Source organism: Streptomyces sp. NPDC087901 (assembly GCF_044742205.1).
In the GTDB taxonomy this organism is placed as follows: Bacteria; Actinomycetota; Actinomycetes; order Streptomycetales; family Streptomycetaceae; genus Streptomyces.
This window is the reverse complement of record NZ_JBIUUC010000001.1, coordinates 601958-616833: the sequence shown is the minus strand read 5'-3', so window position 1 is coordinate 616833 and position 14876 is coordinate 601958. Positions and strand designations below refer to the sequence as shown.

At 70.7% G+C, this 14876-nt stretch carries 14 protein-coding genes; 5 read left to right on the top strand and 9 right to left on the bottom strand.

Annotated elements, in window-relative coordinates; genetic code table 11:
• The first annotated feature begins 90 nt into the window (after positions 1–90).
• Complete coding sequence (locus tag ACIOEW_RS02650; protein WP_401960670.1) at positions 91–2073, top strand: flavin monoamine oxidase family protein; 1983 nt, start codon at positions 91–93, stop codon at positions 2071–2073.
• 24 nt (positions 2074–2097) lie between these two features.
• Here ACIOEW_RS02650 and ACIOEW_RS02645 read toward each other — a convergent pair whose 3' ends face one another.
• From ACIOEW_RS02645 to ACIOEW_RS02615, 7 genes are all read right to left on the bottom strand, one after another.
• Positions 2098–2922: an EI24 domain-containing protein gene (locus tag ACIOEW_RS02645; protein ID WP_401960668.1), complete on the bottom strand. Its 825-nt coding sequence runs from the start codon at positions 2920–2922 to the stop codon at positions 2098–2100.
• 149 nt (positions 2923–3071) lie between these two features.
• Positions 3072–4589: an alpha-N-arabinofuranosidase gene (locus ACIOEW_RS02640; protein ID WP_401960665.1), complete on the bottom strand. Its 1518-nt coding sequence runs from the start codon at positions 4587–4589 to the stop codon at positions 3072–3074.
• A 38-nt stretch (positions 4590–4627) separates the two neighbouring features.
• Complete coding sequence (locus ACIOEW_RS02635) at positions 4628–5497, bottom strand: carbohydrate ABC transporter permease (RefSeq protein ID WP_401960664.1); 870 nt, start codon at positions 5495–5497, stop codon at positions 4628–4630.
• Entirely contained in the window at positions 5494–6435 is a 942-nt protein-coding gene (locus tag ACIOEW_RS02630; protein WP_401960661.1) for a carbohydrate ABC transporter permease, read from the bottom strand. Before ACIOEW_RS02630 ends, ACIOEW_RS02635 begins: the two co-directional genes overlap by 4 nt.
• Positions 6432–7790 carry an extracellular solute-binding protein gene (locus tag ACIOEW_RS02625; RefSeq protein WP_401960658.1) on the bottom strand — a complete coding sequence of 453 codons (1359 nt, stop codon included), beginning with the start codon at positions 7788–7790 and terminating at the stop codon, positions 6432–6434. Before ACIOEW_RS02625 ends, ACIOEW_RS02630 begins: the two co-directional genes overlap by 4 nt.
• A gap of 211 nt (positions 7791–8001) precedes the next feature.
• Complete coding sequence (locus ACIOEW_RS02620; RefSeq protein ID WP_362541025.1) at positions 8002–8430, bottom strand: organic hydroperoxide resistance protein; 429 nt, start codon at positions 8428–8430, stop codon at positions 8002–8004.
• A 90-nt stretch (positions 8431–8520) separates the two neighbouring features.
• Positions 8521–9540 carry an NADP-dependent oxidoreductase gene (locus ACIOEW_RS02615; RefSeq protein WP_362541022.1) on the bottom strand — a complete coding sequence of 340 codons (1020 nt, stop codon included), beginning with the start codon at positions 9538–9540 and terminating at the stop codon, positions 8521–8523.
• Positions 9541–9683: 143 nt separating this feature from the next.
• Here ACIOEW_RS02615 and ACIOEW_RS02610 point away from each other — a divergent pair, with 143 nt between their 5' ends.
• Positions 9684–10130, top strand: a complete 447-nt coding sequence (locus ACIOEW_RS02610; RefSeq protein ID WP_362541019.1) for a MarR family transcriptional regulator — start codon at positions 9684–9686, stop codon at positions 10128–10130.
• A gap of 38 nt (positions 10131–10168) precedes the next feature.
• Here ACIOEW_RS02610 and ACIOEW_RS02605 read toward each other — a convergent pair whose 3' ends face one another.
• Entirely contained in the window at positions 10169–10957 is a 789-nt protein-coding gene (locus ACIOEW_RS02605; RefSeq protein WP_362541016.1) for a hypothetical protein, read from the bottom strand.
• Positions 10958–11035: 78 nt separating this feature from the next.
• Here ACIOEW_RS02605 and ACIOEW_RS02600 point away from each other — a divergent pair, with 78 nt between their 5' ends.
• The 3 genes from ACIOEW_RS02600 (at position 11036) to ACIOEW_RS02590 (ending at position 14392) form a co-directional block, all read left to right on the top strand.
• Positions 11036–11614: a hypothetical protein gene (locus ACIOEW_RS02600; RefSeq protein WP_401960653.1), complete on the top strand. Its 579-nt coding sequence runs from the start codon at positions 11036–11038 to the stop codon at positions 11612–11614.
• A 136-nt stretch (positions 11615–11750) separates the two neighbouring features.
• Entirely contained in the window at positions 11751–12788 is a 1038-nt protein-coding gene (locus tag ACIOEW_RS02595; protein ID WP_401960650.1) for a rod shape-determining protein, read from the top strand.
• Between the two features lie 20 nt (positions 12789–12808).
• On the top strand, positions 12809–14392 hold the full coding sequence (locus tag ACIOEW_RS02590; protein WP_401960647.1) for a GAF domain-containing protein: 1584 nt from the start codon (positions 12809–12811) through the stop codon (positions 14390–14392).
• Here ACIOEW_RS02590 and ACIOEW_RS02585 read toward each other — a convergent pair.
• On the bottom strand, positions 14370–14801 hold the full coding sequence (locus tag ACIOEW_RS02585; protein WP_362541005.1) for an Lrp/AsnC family transcriptional regulator: 432 nt from the start codon (positions 14799–14801) through the stop codon (positions 14370–14372). The genes ACIOEW_RS02590 and ACIOEW_RS02585 overlap by 23 nt on opposite strands.
• Positions 14802–14876: the final 75 nt, after the last annotated feature.

The window sequence follows — 14876 nt, the reverse complement described above, 5'->3', positions numbered from 1 at the left end:
AAGATCGTTAAGCGGCACCTGGGAGTGATTCCGGGTGGTCTACGCGCGTTCGCGCAATGCGCCCCTTTCCGCGCCCCCCAGGGTGGCCGCATGACTTCCAAGCCTGCCGAGCCGAATTCCGGCCTGCCTACTTCCGGCCTTTCCTCTTCCGGTCTGCCTTCTTCCGGCCTGCCCTCCAGGCGCACCGTGATCGCCGGCGCCGCCGCGGGTGCCGCCGCCCTCGCCGCGGCCACCGCTTCCAGCGCGACCGCGGCTGACGCGGCCGCACCCGGATCCCTCGCCGCCCCCGCCGCCGCGCCCGGCTCCGACTGGAACGCCTGCCTGACCGTCGCCCGCGCCGTCCTCGTACGCGACGAGCAGGACGAGTCGCTCGTACCGCACTACCGCGACGTCCTGCTCTCCAAGGGCCTGCCGCGCAGCGGCAAGGGCCCGAAGGAGGTGCTGATCATCGGCGCGGGCCCGGCCGGGCTCACCGCCGCTCATCTGCTCCGCGAGGCCGGGCACACCGTCACCGTGATCGAGGCCAATGGCAACCGGGTCGGTGGCCGGATCAAGACCTTCCGCACGGGCGGCCACGAGAACGCGAAGTCACCCTTCGCCGACCCGAAGCAGTACGCCGAGGCCGGGGCGATGCGCATCCCGGACAGCCACCCGCTCGTCACCGGGCTGATGGACAGCTTCGGGCTGAAGCGCCGCCGCTTCCACCTGGTCGACGTCGACACCGCGGGACAGCCCGTCAACCACACGTGGATCCATGTCAACGGCATCCGGGTCCGCAAGGCGGACTACGCGAAGAAGCCGCAGGCGGTCAACCGCTCCTTCGGCGTCCCCGCGGAGTTCGAGGACAAGACCGCCTCGGCCATCGTGCGCGAGGCATTCGCCCCCGTACGCAAGGAGTTCGAGGGCAAGGAGGGGTCGGAGCTCGTCAAGGGCTGGGCCCGCGTCATCCAGAACTACGGCCACTGGTCGATGTTCCGCTTCCTGACCGAGGAGGCCGAGCTCGACGAGCGCACCATCGACCTCATCGGCACCGTCGAGAACCTCACCTCGCGGCTGCCTCTCGCGTTTGTGCACAGCTTCATCGGGGCCTCTCTGATCAGCCCGGACACCGCGTTCTACGAGCTGCCCGACGGCACGGCGACGCTGGCCGACGCCATGTACGCACGGGTCAAGGACCTGGTGCGGCTGGACCGCCGGGCCGCCAGGATCAGTCACGGGGAGGACGGCGTCCGCGTCGAGACGGTGTCGGAGGGGCGGGACGGGAAGGTCGTGCGGGAGACCTTCACCGGTGACCGGGCGATCGTCACCGTGCCGTTCTCCGGGCTGCGCCACATCCCGGTCACCCCCGCGCTCTCGTACGGCAAGCGGCGCGCGATCACCGAGGTCCACTACGACGTGGCCACCAAGGTGCTGCTCGAATTCAGCCGCCGCTGGTGGGAGTTCGAGGAGAAGGACTGGAAGGAGGAGCTGGAGAAGGTCCGGACCGGCCTGTACGACGAGTACCGGCTCGGCAAGGCGCCGGCCGACGGTTCGCTGCTGGGCGCACACCCCTCCGTGCCGTCCGGGCACATTCCGCCCAACCAGCGCGTGCACTACGCGGCTTACCGCACGACCGCCCGGAACCAGCCCGAGGCGGCCCATGTCATCGGCGGCGGATCGGTCACCGACAACGCCAACCGCTTCATGTACCAGCCCTCCCACCCGGTCGACGGGAGCAAGGGCGGGGTGCTCCTCGCCTCGTACAGCTGGGCCGACGACGCCCTGAAGTGGGACTCCCTGGAGGACGACGAGCGCTACCCGCACGCCCTGGGCGGGGTCCAGGACGTGTACGGGCAGCGCATCGAGGTCTTCTACACGGGGGCCGGTGCCACCCAGTCGTGGATGCGCGACCCGTACGCGTACGGCGAGGCGTCCGTCCTGCTGCCCGGCCAGCACACCGAGCTGCTCGCCGATGTGCGGTCGGTCGAGGGGCCGTTGCACTTCGCCGGCTGCCACACGTCCGTCAAGCCCGCCTGGATCGAAGGGGCGTTGGAGTCCGCGGTCCGCACGGCACTGGAGGTCCACACGAGCTGACCGCTGCGGGTGAGCTCAGCCGGCTCAGTCGTTCACGCGGTGGGGCGGCGAGGCAGGCAGCGTTCCCTCGCCCTCCTCGTCGTCGGCATCCTCGTCATCGCCGTCGTCGCTGTCCTCCCCCATCAAGTCGCGTGCCAGCAGGGTCGCTCCCGCGACGGCCCCCGGCATCAGGAAGACGGCGACGAACGGAACCAGGAAGGCGAGCCCCAGCGGTACGCCGAAGCCGAGGATCAGCAGGCGGCGGCCCCGCAGCAGGACGAGCCGGTCCTTCAGCACCATCCCGCGGCGCTGGAGCGCGACGGCGGTGAGTTCCTCGGCGAGGAAGTACCCCGTGACGCAGAACCCGATGAGCGGGACGACCGTCTGGCCGGCGACCGGGATGAACCCGAGGGCGAAGAGCAGGACCGCGTACAGCGCGACGCGCACCAGGATGCGCACGCTGTCGCGGGCCGAGATCCACAGCTCCCGCCAGAGCGGCAGCCCGGACTCGGGGGCCTCGCCGCCCTCGGCGCGGTCCACCTCCTCCGAGAGCGACTCGTAGAAGGGCTGCCCGACGAGCAGGGTCACGGCGGTGAACGTGATGACGGCCAGGAAGAGACCGAAGGCGAAGACCAGCACGGTCAGGGTGGTGCGGAGCAGGCCGAGCCAGGGCGAGGACCAGTCGTCGGCGAACGGGGTCACCCAGTCCGCCAGGTCGTCGGCCCCGTAGCCGAGGCCGACGAGGGCGCCCGCGTACAGGAAGAGGGTGATCAGGCCGGGCAGCAGCCCGATGCCGAACCACTTGCCGTGCCGGGCGACCCAGCGCTGCCCCTTGATCAGATGGCTGAAGCCCGCCCCGAGATCACGCATGGCGTCAGCCTACGAGATCGCACAGGGCGTCGGCGCCACGGGGAGTCGCACGGTGAACTCCCCGGCCCCCCGGGGCTTCGTACACGAAAGGGCTTCGCAGGCGAAGGCCCCGGGGGTCGAACATCCGCAGCGCCCGGCTGTGCCGGGATTCAGACGAGGCGGATCATGTTCCAGGACATCGGCTCCAACGTGGCCCGCAGCACTCCCCCGTCGAGCGCGGTGCCCTCGGCCGGGTGCGGGGAGACCCGTCCGGGCTCGGTGAGGGTGTTGCGGGCGTCCGGGTCCGCGTCGGCGAGGACCTGGTGCTCGGCGATCCCCGTCAGGTCGAGGCCGTGCAGGGCGACTTCGAGCGGGAGGGCCGCCGACTGGCTGCGGTTGACCGCGAAGACGGTGACCGCGCCGGTTTCCGGGTCGCGGACGGCGGTCGCGTGCAGCAGGTCCGTCTCGCCGTACCTGGCGGTCCCGTACGTGGGCGAGTCCACCCGCACGTCCAGGACCTGGCCCCGGCCGTGCTGTGCGGCCTGGGCGAACGGGAAGAAGGTGGTCTGCCGCCAGGCCGGGCCGCCGGGCTCGGTCATGATCGGGGCGATCACGTTGACCAGCTGGGCCAGGCAGGCCACGGTCACCCGGTCGGCGTGGCGAAGCAGGGCGATGAGCAGGGTGCCGAAGACGACGGCGTCGGTGACGGAGTAGTTGTCCTCCAGCAGGCGGGGTGCCTCGGGCCAGTCGAGGGGGTTCGCCTCGGCCTCCTGCTGGCTGCGGGCCATGTACCAGACGTTCCACTCGTCGAACGAGAGGTTGATCTTCTTCGTGGACTTCAGCCGCGCCCCGACGTGGTCGCAGGTGGCGACGACGTCCTCGATGAAGGACTCCATGTCCACGGCGGATGCCAGGAACGAGTCGCGGTCGCCGCCGAGTTCCTCGTAGTAGGCGTGCAGCGAGACGTAGTCGACGAGGTCGTAGGTCTCGGCGAGGACGGTCGCCTCCCAGGCGGCGAACGTGGACATGGACCGGCCCGAGGAGCCGCAGGCGACGAGTTCGACGGACGGGTCGATCTGACGCATCGCGCGTGCTGTCTCGGCGGCGATCCGGCCGTACTCCTCGGCGGTCTTGTGGCCGGTCTGCCAGGGGCCGTCCATCTCGTTGCCCAGGCACCACAGCTTGATGCCGAAGGGCTCCTTGTCGCCGTGCGCGATGCGGCGTTCGGAGAGTTCGGTGCCGGCCGGGTGGTTGGCGTACTCCTGGAGTTCGATGGCCTCCTGGACGCCCCGGGTGCCGAGGTTCACGGCCATCATGGGTTCGGCCCGCGGGCCGATCTTCCGGCAGAAGGCGATGAACTCGGAGAGCCCGAACCGGTTCGTCTCGGTGGAGCGCCAGGCGAGGTCGAGGCGGCGCGGCCGCTCGTCAGCGGGACCGACGCTGTCCTCCCAGCGGTAGCCGGAGACGAAGTTGCCACCGGGGTAGCGGATGGCGGTGACGCCCAGTTCGCGGATCAGCTCCAGGACGTCGGTACGCAGGCCGGTTTCGTCGGCCGAGGGGTGGCCGGGCTCGTATATGCCGTCGTAGACGCAGCGGCCGAGGTGCTCCACGAACGAGCCGAAGAGGCGGGGGTCGACATCGCCGACGGTGAAGGCCGGGTCGAGGGTGAAGCGGGCGGTGCGGGTCATGACTTCCTTCGGGGTGTCGGGACGGAGCTCGGTGCGGATCACTGGCCGGCCAGGCCGGTGTGGGCGACGCCGCTGACGATCTGGCGCTGGAAGAAGACGAAGACGATGATCAGCGGCAGTCCGGCCATCAGCCCGCCGGCCATGAGCTGGGCCCACTGGATGCCGTAGGAGTTCATGACGGTCGCGATGCCGTTCGGCATGGTCATCAGATCGGGGTTGTTGGTCACCATGTACGGCCACAGGAAGTTGTTCCAGGACGCGATGAAGGTGAAGATGCCGACCGCGGACAGGGAGGGCTTCGACAGCGGCACGATGATGGTGAAGAACACCCGCCAGCGGCCGGCGCCGTCGATGTACGCGGCCTCCTCCAGCTCCCTCGGGATGCCCTGGAAGAACTTGTAGAGGATGTAGACCATCGCGGCGGGCGCGCACTGCGGCAGGATCATGCCCCAGTAGGTGTCGACCATGCCCATCTGCTGGACGGTGGTGAACAGCGGGACGCCGAGGACGGCGGGCGAGACCATCAGGCCCGCCATCACCACGCCCATGAGGAACGCCTTGCCCTTGAACTCGGTGCGGGCGAAGCCGTATCCGGCGAGCGCGCTCACGAGCAGCACCACCGCGGTGACACACACCGAGACGACGAGCGAGTTCACGAACCAGTTGGTGATGTTGCCGGTCTCGAAGAGGGCCTGCCACGCCTGGCCCGTCCAGTCCTCCGGCAGCCAGTGCGTCGGCACCTCGACGGCCTCGGTCTCCGACTTGAGGGAGGTGAACAGGGCCCAGGCGAGCGGCGCCAGGAAGACGGCGGAGACGGCGACGCCGATGAGGGTGAGCACGATCTGGCTCGGCGACCAGGTGCTGCGGGGACGGGAGTTGATACGTGTCTGCGCGGCGTCGGTGGTCATCGGCCGCCCTCCTCACGGTTGCGCAGCAGCCACGTCCGCGCGAGGGCGACGGCCGCGATGATCACAAAGAAGATGATGGAGATGGCGGAGGCGTAGCCCACGCGGTAGCTGGTGAAGCCCTCTTCGAGCGTGTACTGCACGAAGGTGCGGGTCGACCCCTCCGGTCCGGGGCCGAAGTCCTGGATCACGACAGCCTGGTCGAAGACCTGGAGCGAGGCGAGGATCTGCAACGCGATCACGAGACCGGTGATGTTGCGCAGCATGGGCAGGGTGATGTGGACCATGCGGTGCCAGGCGTTCGCGCCGTCCAGCTTGGCGGCCTCGTAGAGGTGCGCGGGAATGCCCTGGAGCGCGGCGAGGTAGAGCAGGAAGCTGAAGCCGACCGTCCACCACAGGGTGGTGAGGACGACGGCGAGCATCGCGTACGACTTGTCGGTCAGCCACGGCGTATCGAGGCCGAAGACGTAATTGACCATGCCCGTACCGGGGTTGAACAGCCACTGCCACAGGTTGCCCGCGACGGTCGACGGCAGCAGGAACGGGATGAAGAAGCACAGCCGCCACAGCCACTGGGCGCGCTCGATGTGGTGGGCGAGCATCGCGAGGAGGAAGGCGAGAACCGTGATGCACGGCACGACGAGCAGCGTGAAGTAGGCGCTGTGGCCGAGCGCGTCCCACATCAGCTGGTCGTGCAGGGCTTCGCGGTAGTTGTCGAGGCCGATGAAGCCCGCGCCGTCGCCGGAGATGTTGGCGTCCGTGAAACTGAGGTAGATGCCGCGCAGCAGCGGCCAGATCACGAAGAGCGCGAACAGGACGAGGAACGGGGCGACGAACCAGCCCCCGTGCTGGAGACCCTGTTTGCGGCGGGCCGGGGCGCTGTCGGCGGCGGTCCTCGCGCGGGCGGGTGCGAGGACGGTCTGCGGAGTGATCGTGGTCATGCGGCCGCACCTCCCTGCGCTGCGGTTCGGCCGTCCATGGGGTTCTTCATGGCGAGAAGTTCGGCGAGCGTGCTCTTCATGCGGCGGGCGGCGGCCGCCGGCGTGGCGGAGCCCAGCATGGAGGACGCGGCGATCGGCCCGACGCGCTGGGCGAGGATGCCGGTGGAGCCCGCGAACCACACCTTCGGCTCGGTGGCCTGGTGGTCCATCGCCGAGGCGTACTCGTTCTGCGGTGCGAGGTTCTTGTACGCGGCCGTGGACAGCGTCGGCGTGTAGGCGGGGATGTGTCCGCCGGCGGCCCACTGCTGTGCGTGCCTGACGACGTAGGCGGCGAGCTGGTGGGCGGCCTCGTTGGCGTCGCCGCCCCGGCCGGACTGGTGCGGCAGGACGAAGGAGTGCGATTCGGCGTGGGTGGCCCGCTCACCGAAGACGGGCGGCAGCGGTGTCGCGCCGTACTCGATCTTCGCCCCGGAGAACACCGGCACCGACCAGTTGCCCTCCCAGCAGAACGGGGAGCCGTTGAGGAACTGTTCGGCTCCGGCGGCACCCGCGAAGCCCGGGTCGGAGTACCCGTCGGTGATGTGCCGGCGCATGAACTCCAGGACCTGGGTGGCCTTGTCCGTGTCGAAGGTGACGTCGGAGTTGGCGGCGTTGAACCAGGTGCCGCCGAGCTGGGTGTAGAAGGCGACGAAGAACCACCACTGGAAGTTCTGGTCGTTGGCCCACAGGCCGATGGTCTGCAGCCCCTTCTTCGTGGCCTTCTTCGCCTCCTTGAGCACGTCGAACCACTCGTCGGTGGACGTGACCGGCACGATCCGCCCGTCGTCGCCGAGCAGGCCGGCCTTCCCCAGTACGTCCTTGCGGTAGAAGCAGAGCTGGACGTGAATGTCGAGCGGAAGGGCGTAGAGCTTGCCGTCGATGACGGCGCGCTTCCACAGCGCGGGGTTGAAGTCGGCCTCTCTCACGCCGTACTTGGCGAGCAGGCCGACGTCCCAGGGGTCCAGCAGGCGGCCCGGCGAGAAGCCTGTGACGCGGCCCAGGTGCATGACGCCGAGGTCCGGTGCGCGGTTGCCCGCCGCCGCCATGGCGAGCTTGGTGTAGAAGGGGCTGCCCCACTGGAGGGTCGAATCCTTCACGTCGATGCCGGGGTGCTCCTTACGGAAGGAGTCGAGCATCGCGATCATGTTGTAGCCGTCGCCGCCGCTGAAGAGGTTCCAGTAGCGGACCCTGGTGGCGGCACTCGACGCGAGGGCGTCCGCACCGCTTCCCAGCGCCGCGAAGCCGAAGCTGCCGGCGACGGCCGCCCCGCCCAGCCCCGTGATCAGTTGCCTGCGATTCAGGCCAGGTCGTCCCATGCCCGCCCTCACTATTCGAAATATCGAATGCTGCCCGTAACTTCGAACGGACCGTAAAATCGAAGCGCTTGCGCGTCAATGGGTCGCGCAAGAATTCCGAACAATGTCCGGAATATCGAACATGAGGTGCCGGGCGGGCGTTCGAAACGGCCGAGGGCCGCACCCTCGCGGGTGCGGCCCTCGGCTGCGTACTTACGGGTGGTGCAGGCGGTCAGGCGACCGAGAGCGCCACCTTCACGTTGCCGCGCGTCGCGTTCGAGTACGGGCACACCTGGTGCGCCTTCTCGATGAGCGCCTGCGCGGTCACCGTGTCGACGTTCGGGATGGTCGCGGTGATCGCGACCTCCAGGCCGAAGCCACCGGCCCCGGTCTTGCCGATGGAGACCGCGGCGGTGACCGTGGAGCCGGTGATGTCGGCCTTCTCCTGGCGTGCCACCACGCCCAGCGCGCCCTGGAAGCAGGCACTGTAGCCCGCCGCGAAGAGCTGTTCCGGGTTGGTGCCCGCGCCACTGCCGCCCATTTCCTTCGGCGGGTTGACGACCACGTCGAGCCTGCCGTCGTCCGAGGAGACCCTGCCGTCACGGCCGTTCGAAGCGGTGGCGACGGCGGTGTACGCGACAGCTATGTCGTGAATGGTCATGCTCGAGGATTCCTCCTGCTGATGCGCCGCGACTCGCGCCCACGATCGCGACGGCCTGGGACGAGCCTAACCCGTGCCCATGAGGGCGGTTCAGCCGAGGGAGACGATCATCTTTCCGGTGTTCTCGCCGCGGAGCAGACCGAGGAACGCCTCGAAGCCGTTCTCGATGCCCTCGACGACGGTCTCGCGGTACTTCAGCTCGCCGGAGGCCAGCCAGCCGGCCACCTCCTGGACGAACTGCCCCTGGAGATCGGCGTGATCGCCGACGAGCATGCCCTGCAGGCGCAGCCGCTTGCCGATGACGAGGGCGAGGTTGCGGGGGCCGGGGGTCGGCTCGGTCGCGTTGTACTGGGCGATCATGCCGCAGATCGTCGCCCGGCCGTGCACGTTGAACGAGGAGATCGCGGCTTCGAGGTGCTCGCCGCCGACGTTGTCGAAGTAGACGTCGATGCCGTCGGGGGCGGCCTCGCGCAGCTGCTCGGCGACGGGGCCGTTCTTGTAGTTGAAGGCGGCGTCGAAGCCGTACTCCTCGACGAGCAGCTTGACCTTCTCGTCGGAGCCGGCGGAGCCGATGACGCGCGAGGCGCCCTTGAGCTTCGCCATCTGGCCGACCTGGCTGCCGACCGCACCGGCTGCGCCGGACACGAAGACCGCGTCCCCCTCCTTGAAGGAGGCCACGTCGAACAGGCCGGCGTAGGCGGTGAGCCCGGTCATGCCGAGCACGCCGAGGTAGGCGGAGAGCGGGGCGAGGGAGGCGTCGACCTTCACCGCGTGCTTGGCGGGGACGTCGGCGTACTCGCGCCAGCCGAGACCGTGCAGGACGTGATCACCGACCGCGAAGCCCTCGGCGTTGGACGCGACGACCTCGCCGACCGCGCCACCCTCCATGGGGTGGTCCAGCTTGAAGGGCGGGGTGTACGACTTCACGTCGTTCATCCTGCCCCTCATGTAGGGGTCGACCGAGAAGTGCAGGTTGCGGACGAGGACCCGGCCCTCGGCGGGAGCGGCGACCGGAGCCTCACGCAGTGCGAAATCCTCGGCCTTCGGCCAGCCGTGCGGACGGGCTACGAGGTGCCATTCACGGCTGGACGTGGGAAGAGCTGCAGACATGGGCTCGGTGTCTCCTCGGTCTTTGAGTCGGTCTCTGAGGGAATGCGGGAAGCCGTTCGGCCGGAGCAGAAAAGCTTCATGATGTGAAACAACCATGCGCCTGGATATTTCACCTTGTCAAGTAACCGGCTATCCTGAGTGTCATGGCCACCTCTCGTACGGACCCGCTGACCCTCGAAGTCGTCGACCTGATCGGCGCGGTCGTGGCGCGCTACTACGAGGAGTACGAGCAGGCCGCGGCCGCTCACAGCCTCACCGGCGCCCAGGCCCGGGTCCTCGGGCTGCTCTCGCTGGATCCGCTGCCCATGCGCCGGATCGCCCAGAAGCTGAAGTGCGAGCCGTCGAACGTGACCGGCATAGTCGACCGGCTGGAGGCGCGCGGCCTGGTGGAGCGGCGGCCCGACCCCGCCGACCGGCGGGTGAAGCTGGCCGCCCCCACGGAGAAGGGCGCCCGGACAGCCCGGGAACTGCGCGACTCGCTCGACTTCGCCCGCGAGCCCCTGGCCGGTCTCTCGGACACGGACCGCGCGGTGCTGCGGGACCTGCTGCGCCGGATGCTCGGTGTGGAACCGCAGGTCACGAGCGCCTGAGCGGTCAGGCCCTGCCGAGCGCCTGAACGCTCAGCCCCTCAGCAGAACCACGGGAACCAGCACGAGTCGTCCGACGGGGTCGGCGACGGCGTGGGTGTCGGGGTGGGCGTGGGCCGCGGCGGGGTCGCGGACGGCGACGGGGTGTCGCCCGGCCCGCCCGGCTCCGACGGACCGCCGGTGGTGACCGACGGAGCCGCCGACGACGGCACGGAGGCGGGGGCGGATGACACCGGGGCGGAGGTGACACCGCCGGGGCGCGCCTCGTCCGTGGCCCGGCCGGTCCGGGTGGCGTCCGGGGAGTGGGCGTCGGTGGCCGGGACGACCGAGGGACTGCCCACGGGCCTCCTCACCGGCCCGGGCGGCTCGGCCGTGTCGCTCGCCGACGGTTCCGGGGCCGGAGCGGTCGTGACGGACGTCGATTCGCGTACGTAGTCCGAGGCGCCGTCACCACCGTCCGGTTCGGTCGCCAGCTCGGCCAGGCTCAGCGCACCGGCCGCGAGGACCACCCCCAGCAGGACCAGCAGGACCTTGCGGCCCCGGCGGCTGCGGCCCCGGCGCCCCCGGCGCGGCCGCTCGTCCGGTGCCGCGCGCCTGCGGCCCGGACCGTGTCCGCCGTGCGTACCGCCCCGCGTCCGGGCAGCATCGTGCCCCCGGCGGCGACGCCCCCCGGACGGGTGCGACGCGGCCGCCTGTTCGTCCCGCGCTTCCGGCTCGTGACCGAGGAGCGCCGACCCGGCATAGGGGCTCAGCGCCTCCGCGGGGGTTCCGCATCCGGCGCAGGCCAGGGCGCCGTTGAGATGTCGCTGACAGGGCTGGCAATAATCCATGGCGCCCGCAGATTAAATGCCCGCAGGACAACGGAGAAAGCCGCTCAGGTGAGGATCCTGTGTGGAACCGTCTATTCCATGACCGCTGCCACCCCTTTCGGCCCCCGTGAGTTCCAGCTCGTCCTGCTCCGGCGGATGGCCGACCACCAGCCCGGCCTCGTCGAGGACGCCCGGCACGAACTGAGTGCCACGCTCGCCGAGATGCGCGAGGCCAACCGCCGCTGGCAGGCCATGACGCGGGCGCCCCGGGGACGAGGGGCGCTGCGCCGCTACCGAGCGGTGCTCGGTGAGCCCGAGTCGTCGCTGCGGCGCACGGTCGGCGATCTGGAGTGCGACGCGCTGTTCTGGCCGGTGCCGCTCTGGCCGGACCTGCGGTTCGAGGTGATGGTGGCGCCGGGCGGGGCGGTGTGGAACGAGTGGCTGGTCCGGGCCCCGGGATCGACCGCCCCCGTGCTCGGCCCGGCCGGGGATCTGCGCCCCTGGTCGTGCACCGTGAACGAGGTCGCGCGGGCGTTCGCGCCGGCCCGTCCGATGGAGGGCAGCGCGCCGACCCGGTGGGCCCTCGCGATCACCGACCCGGCCACCGGCACCCCGTACGTCGCCGAGTTCACCTGGGGGCTGTTCCAGCGGCTGCTCCCCGGCCTGCCGGGCAGCTGACCCATGGGCCGACACTCCGTCAGCTCCGTACCTCCTCCGGCGTATCCCAACGCGCACGACGCCCCCGAACGGCGCACGATGCGAAGAGAACCGGCTGCCCGTCGGTCCCCCATCAGCGCTCTCGGGAGAACCTGCCGTGACCGTCAGCCTTGAGCAGTTGCGCCGTTGCCATGTCGCCGTCGACCTCGGGGCCGCCCGCACCCGGGTGTTCGTCAAGGGGCTCGGGCTCGTCGTCGACGAACCGAGCGCCGCCGCCGTCAACACCCGTACGGGCTCACTCATCGCCGTCGGCGCGCTCGCCGAACAGATGACGGGGCGCACCCCCGACTACATCCGGGTGGTCCGTCCGGTCTCCGGCGGAACCGTCGTCGACATCGAGATGGCGCAGCGCATGCTGCGCCAGCTGCTCGGCGAGAAGCTCCGCCGCCAGCTGCGCCGCAAGCCGCGGCTGCGCGCCGCCGCCTGCACCCCGCACGACAGCGATCCGCTGGCCCAGCGCGCCGCCGTCGAGACCCTGGTCGGGCTCGGGGCCCGCCGGGTCGAGCTCGTCGACACCCTGATCGCGGCGGCCGTCGGCTGCGGACTGCCGGTCGAGCAGCCGACCGCCACCATGATCATGGTGTGCGGGGCCGCGACCACCCAGATCGCGGTGCTCTCGCTCGGCTCGATCGTGACCGCGGTACGTATCCCCGTCGGCGGCGACGCCATCGACCACGCGGTGATCCAGCACCTGCGCCAGTACCACGAGCTGATGCTGCCCAGCCAGTCCGTACGCCCCCTCCAACTGGCGCTGAGCGGCAACGGGCTGACCCCGTTCGGTCCCTCGGTGACCGAGATCCACGGCCGGGACGTGGCGACCGGCCTGGCCCGTTCCGTGCAGGTCGACACCGCCGCGGTGCGGCAGGCGATCCACCGCCCGCTGACCGCGGTCCTCGACGGACTGGGCAAGATCCTGCGGGCCTGCCCGCCCGATCTGGTGGCCGACCTCGCCGACTGCGGGATCATGATGGTCGGCGGCAGCGCGCTGCTGCCCGGCCTGGACCAGATGCTGCGCGACGCGACGGGCATGCCGGTGCACATCGCCGACCGGCCCGACGTCTGCTCCGTCCTCGGGCTGGGCGCCATGCTGGACGGCAAGATCAGCCCCCTGGTCCTCGACCCGCTCGCCGGCTGAGTCCCGCACGGGCCCGGCCCATGACCGACGAACCGCACGACGCGGCACCCAGCCGCGGTATCCCCGAGTCGCCGCGGCTGCCGATGCTGCTGGAGGCGGTGCTGAGCGTCGGCACCGACCTCGAACTGCGGGCCACCCTGCAGCAGATCATCGACACCGCCACCGCACTCACCGAGGCCCGCTACGGCGCGCTCGGGGTCCTGGACCCCGGGAGCGGAAAGATCAGCGAACTGTTCGTCACCGGCCTCAGCGAGAGCGGGCGGGCGGCCATCGGCGGCCTCCCCGACGGGCACACGGGCCTTATCGGCGCGCTCATCGAACAAGCGGAACCGCTGCGCTCCGACGACCTCACCACCGACCCCCGCTCCTGCGGCGTGCCGCCCGGCCACCCGCCGATGCACTCGTTCCTCGGCGCCCCGATCCGGGTCCGCCACAGGGTCTTCGGGAACATCTACCTGGCCGAGAAGCGCACCGGGCACTTCAGCGACACCGATATGACGCTGCTCCGGGTCCTCGCCGCGCAGGCCGGCATCGCGATCGGCAACGCCCGGCTGTACGAGAGCGCCCGGCAGCGGGAACGCTGGATCGAGGGCGCGGCAGCGGTCACCAACACGCTGCTGACCGGCGAGAACGCGTCCGACGCGCTGATGACCGTGGCCGAACGGGCCAGAATCCTCAGCGACGCTTCGGCCGGGGTGATCCTCCAGCCCGACGAGGAGGGCGGCATGGAGATCGTCGTCGCCTCCACCCTGGAGGACCCGGCCGGGCTCGTGGGCACGGCGATCGCCCCCGGCTCCCCCGTCCTGGTCCAGCTGCTGGGCGGCGAGGCGGTGTTCATCGACGACTCGGCGACCGATCCCCGGATGACCACCCCGGTACGCTCCCGCTTCGGCCCCAGCATGATGCTGCCGCTGCAGAGCGGCGGGCGGCTCATCGGCACCCTCGCCCTGCCCCGGCGGCGCGGCGCCCGTCCGTACACCGACGTGGACCGGCTGCTGGCCGCCCAGTTCGCCTCGCAGGCCGCGCTCGCCCTGGTCCTGGCGGACTCCCAGCACGACCGCGAGCAGCTGGCGGTGTACGAGGACCGGGACCGGATCGCCCGTGATCTGCACGATCTCGTCGTCCAGCGGCTGTTCGCGACCGAGATGATGCTGGAGTCGACCCGCCGTCGGGCCGGTGCCGGGGACACGGACGCGCTGCTCGGCCGGGCCGTCGACGAGCTGGACTCCACGATCCAGGAGGTGCGGACGGCCATCTTCGCTCTCCAGCAGCCGCCCGCCGAGGCGCCCGCCACCTTCCGCGGCCGGGTGCTGCGGGAGACCAGCGGCGCGGCCGCGGTGCTCGGCTTCCAGCCCTCGGTGCACTTCACCGGTGCGGTGGACGCGCTCGTACGGGACCCGGTGGACGGGCAGCTGCTTGCCGCGCTGCGCGGTGCGCTGGCGGCCGCGCACCGGCGGCCCGAGGTGTCGGCGATCGAGGTGGAGGTGGACGCGACGGCCACGCTGCCCGACGGCCGGCCCGCGGTCCGCCTCGCGGTCGCCGACGACGGGCGCGAACCCGGTGGTTCGCGCGCGCCGACCGTCATCTGGCAGGCGCCGCTCTGAGCGCGATCCTGGTGCTGGAGTGGGCGACGCCGGCCTCGCGCTTGAGTCTGCGCAGCAGTCCGTCCAGAGCTGCGGTGTCGGCGGCCGTGGCCCGTACGAGGTAGTCGTGCCCGCCCGTCACATGCACCACTTCGGTGATGCCCGGAAGGGTCAGCACCGCCCGCTCGAACACCTCGTTGGTGGTGTCCGTCCGCAGGGACACATCGATGAAGACGACGAGCCCGGTCCTGGTGTCGGCGGCCGGGTCGATGATCACGGTGAAGCCGCGGATGACGCCGTCGCGGCGCAGCCGGCGCACCCGGTCGGCTGCCGCATTGGCACTGAGCCCGACCCGTGTCCCCAGATCGCGGTACGAGATCCGTGCGTCCTCCTGGAGAACACCGAGGATTTCCCTGTCCAGACGGTCCATACCGCGATTGTCCCAGCTTCGGGCCGATCGCGACTGCGGAGACGTCGGCAACCCCTTGCCGGCCCGCCGTTGCGG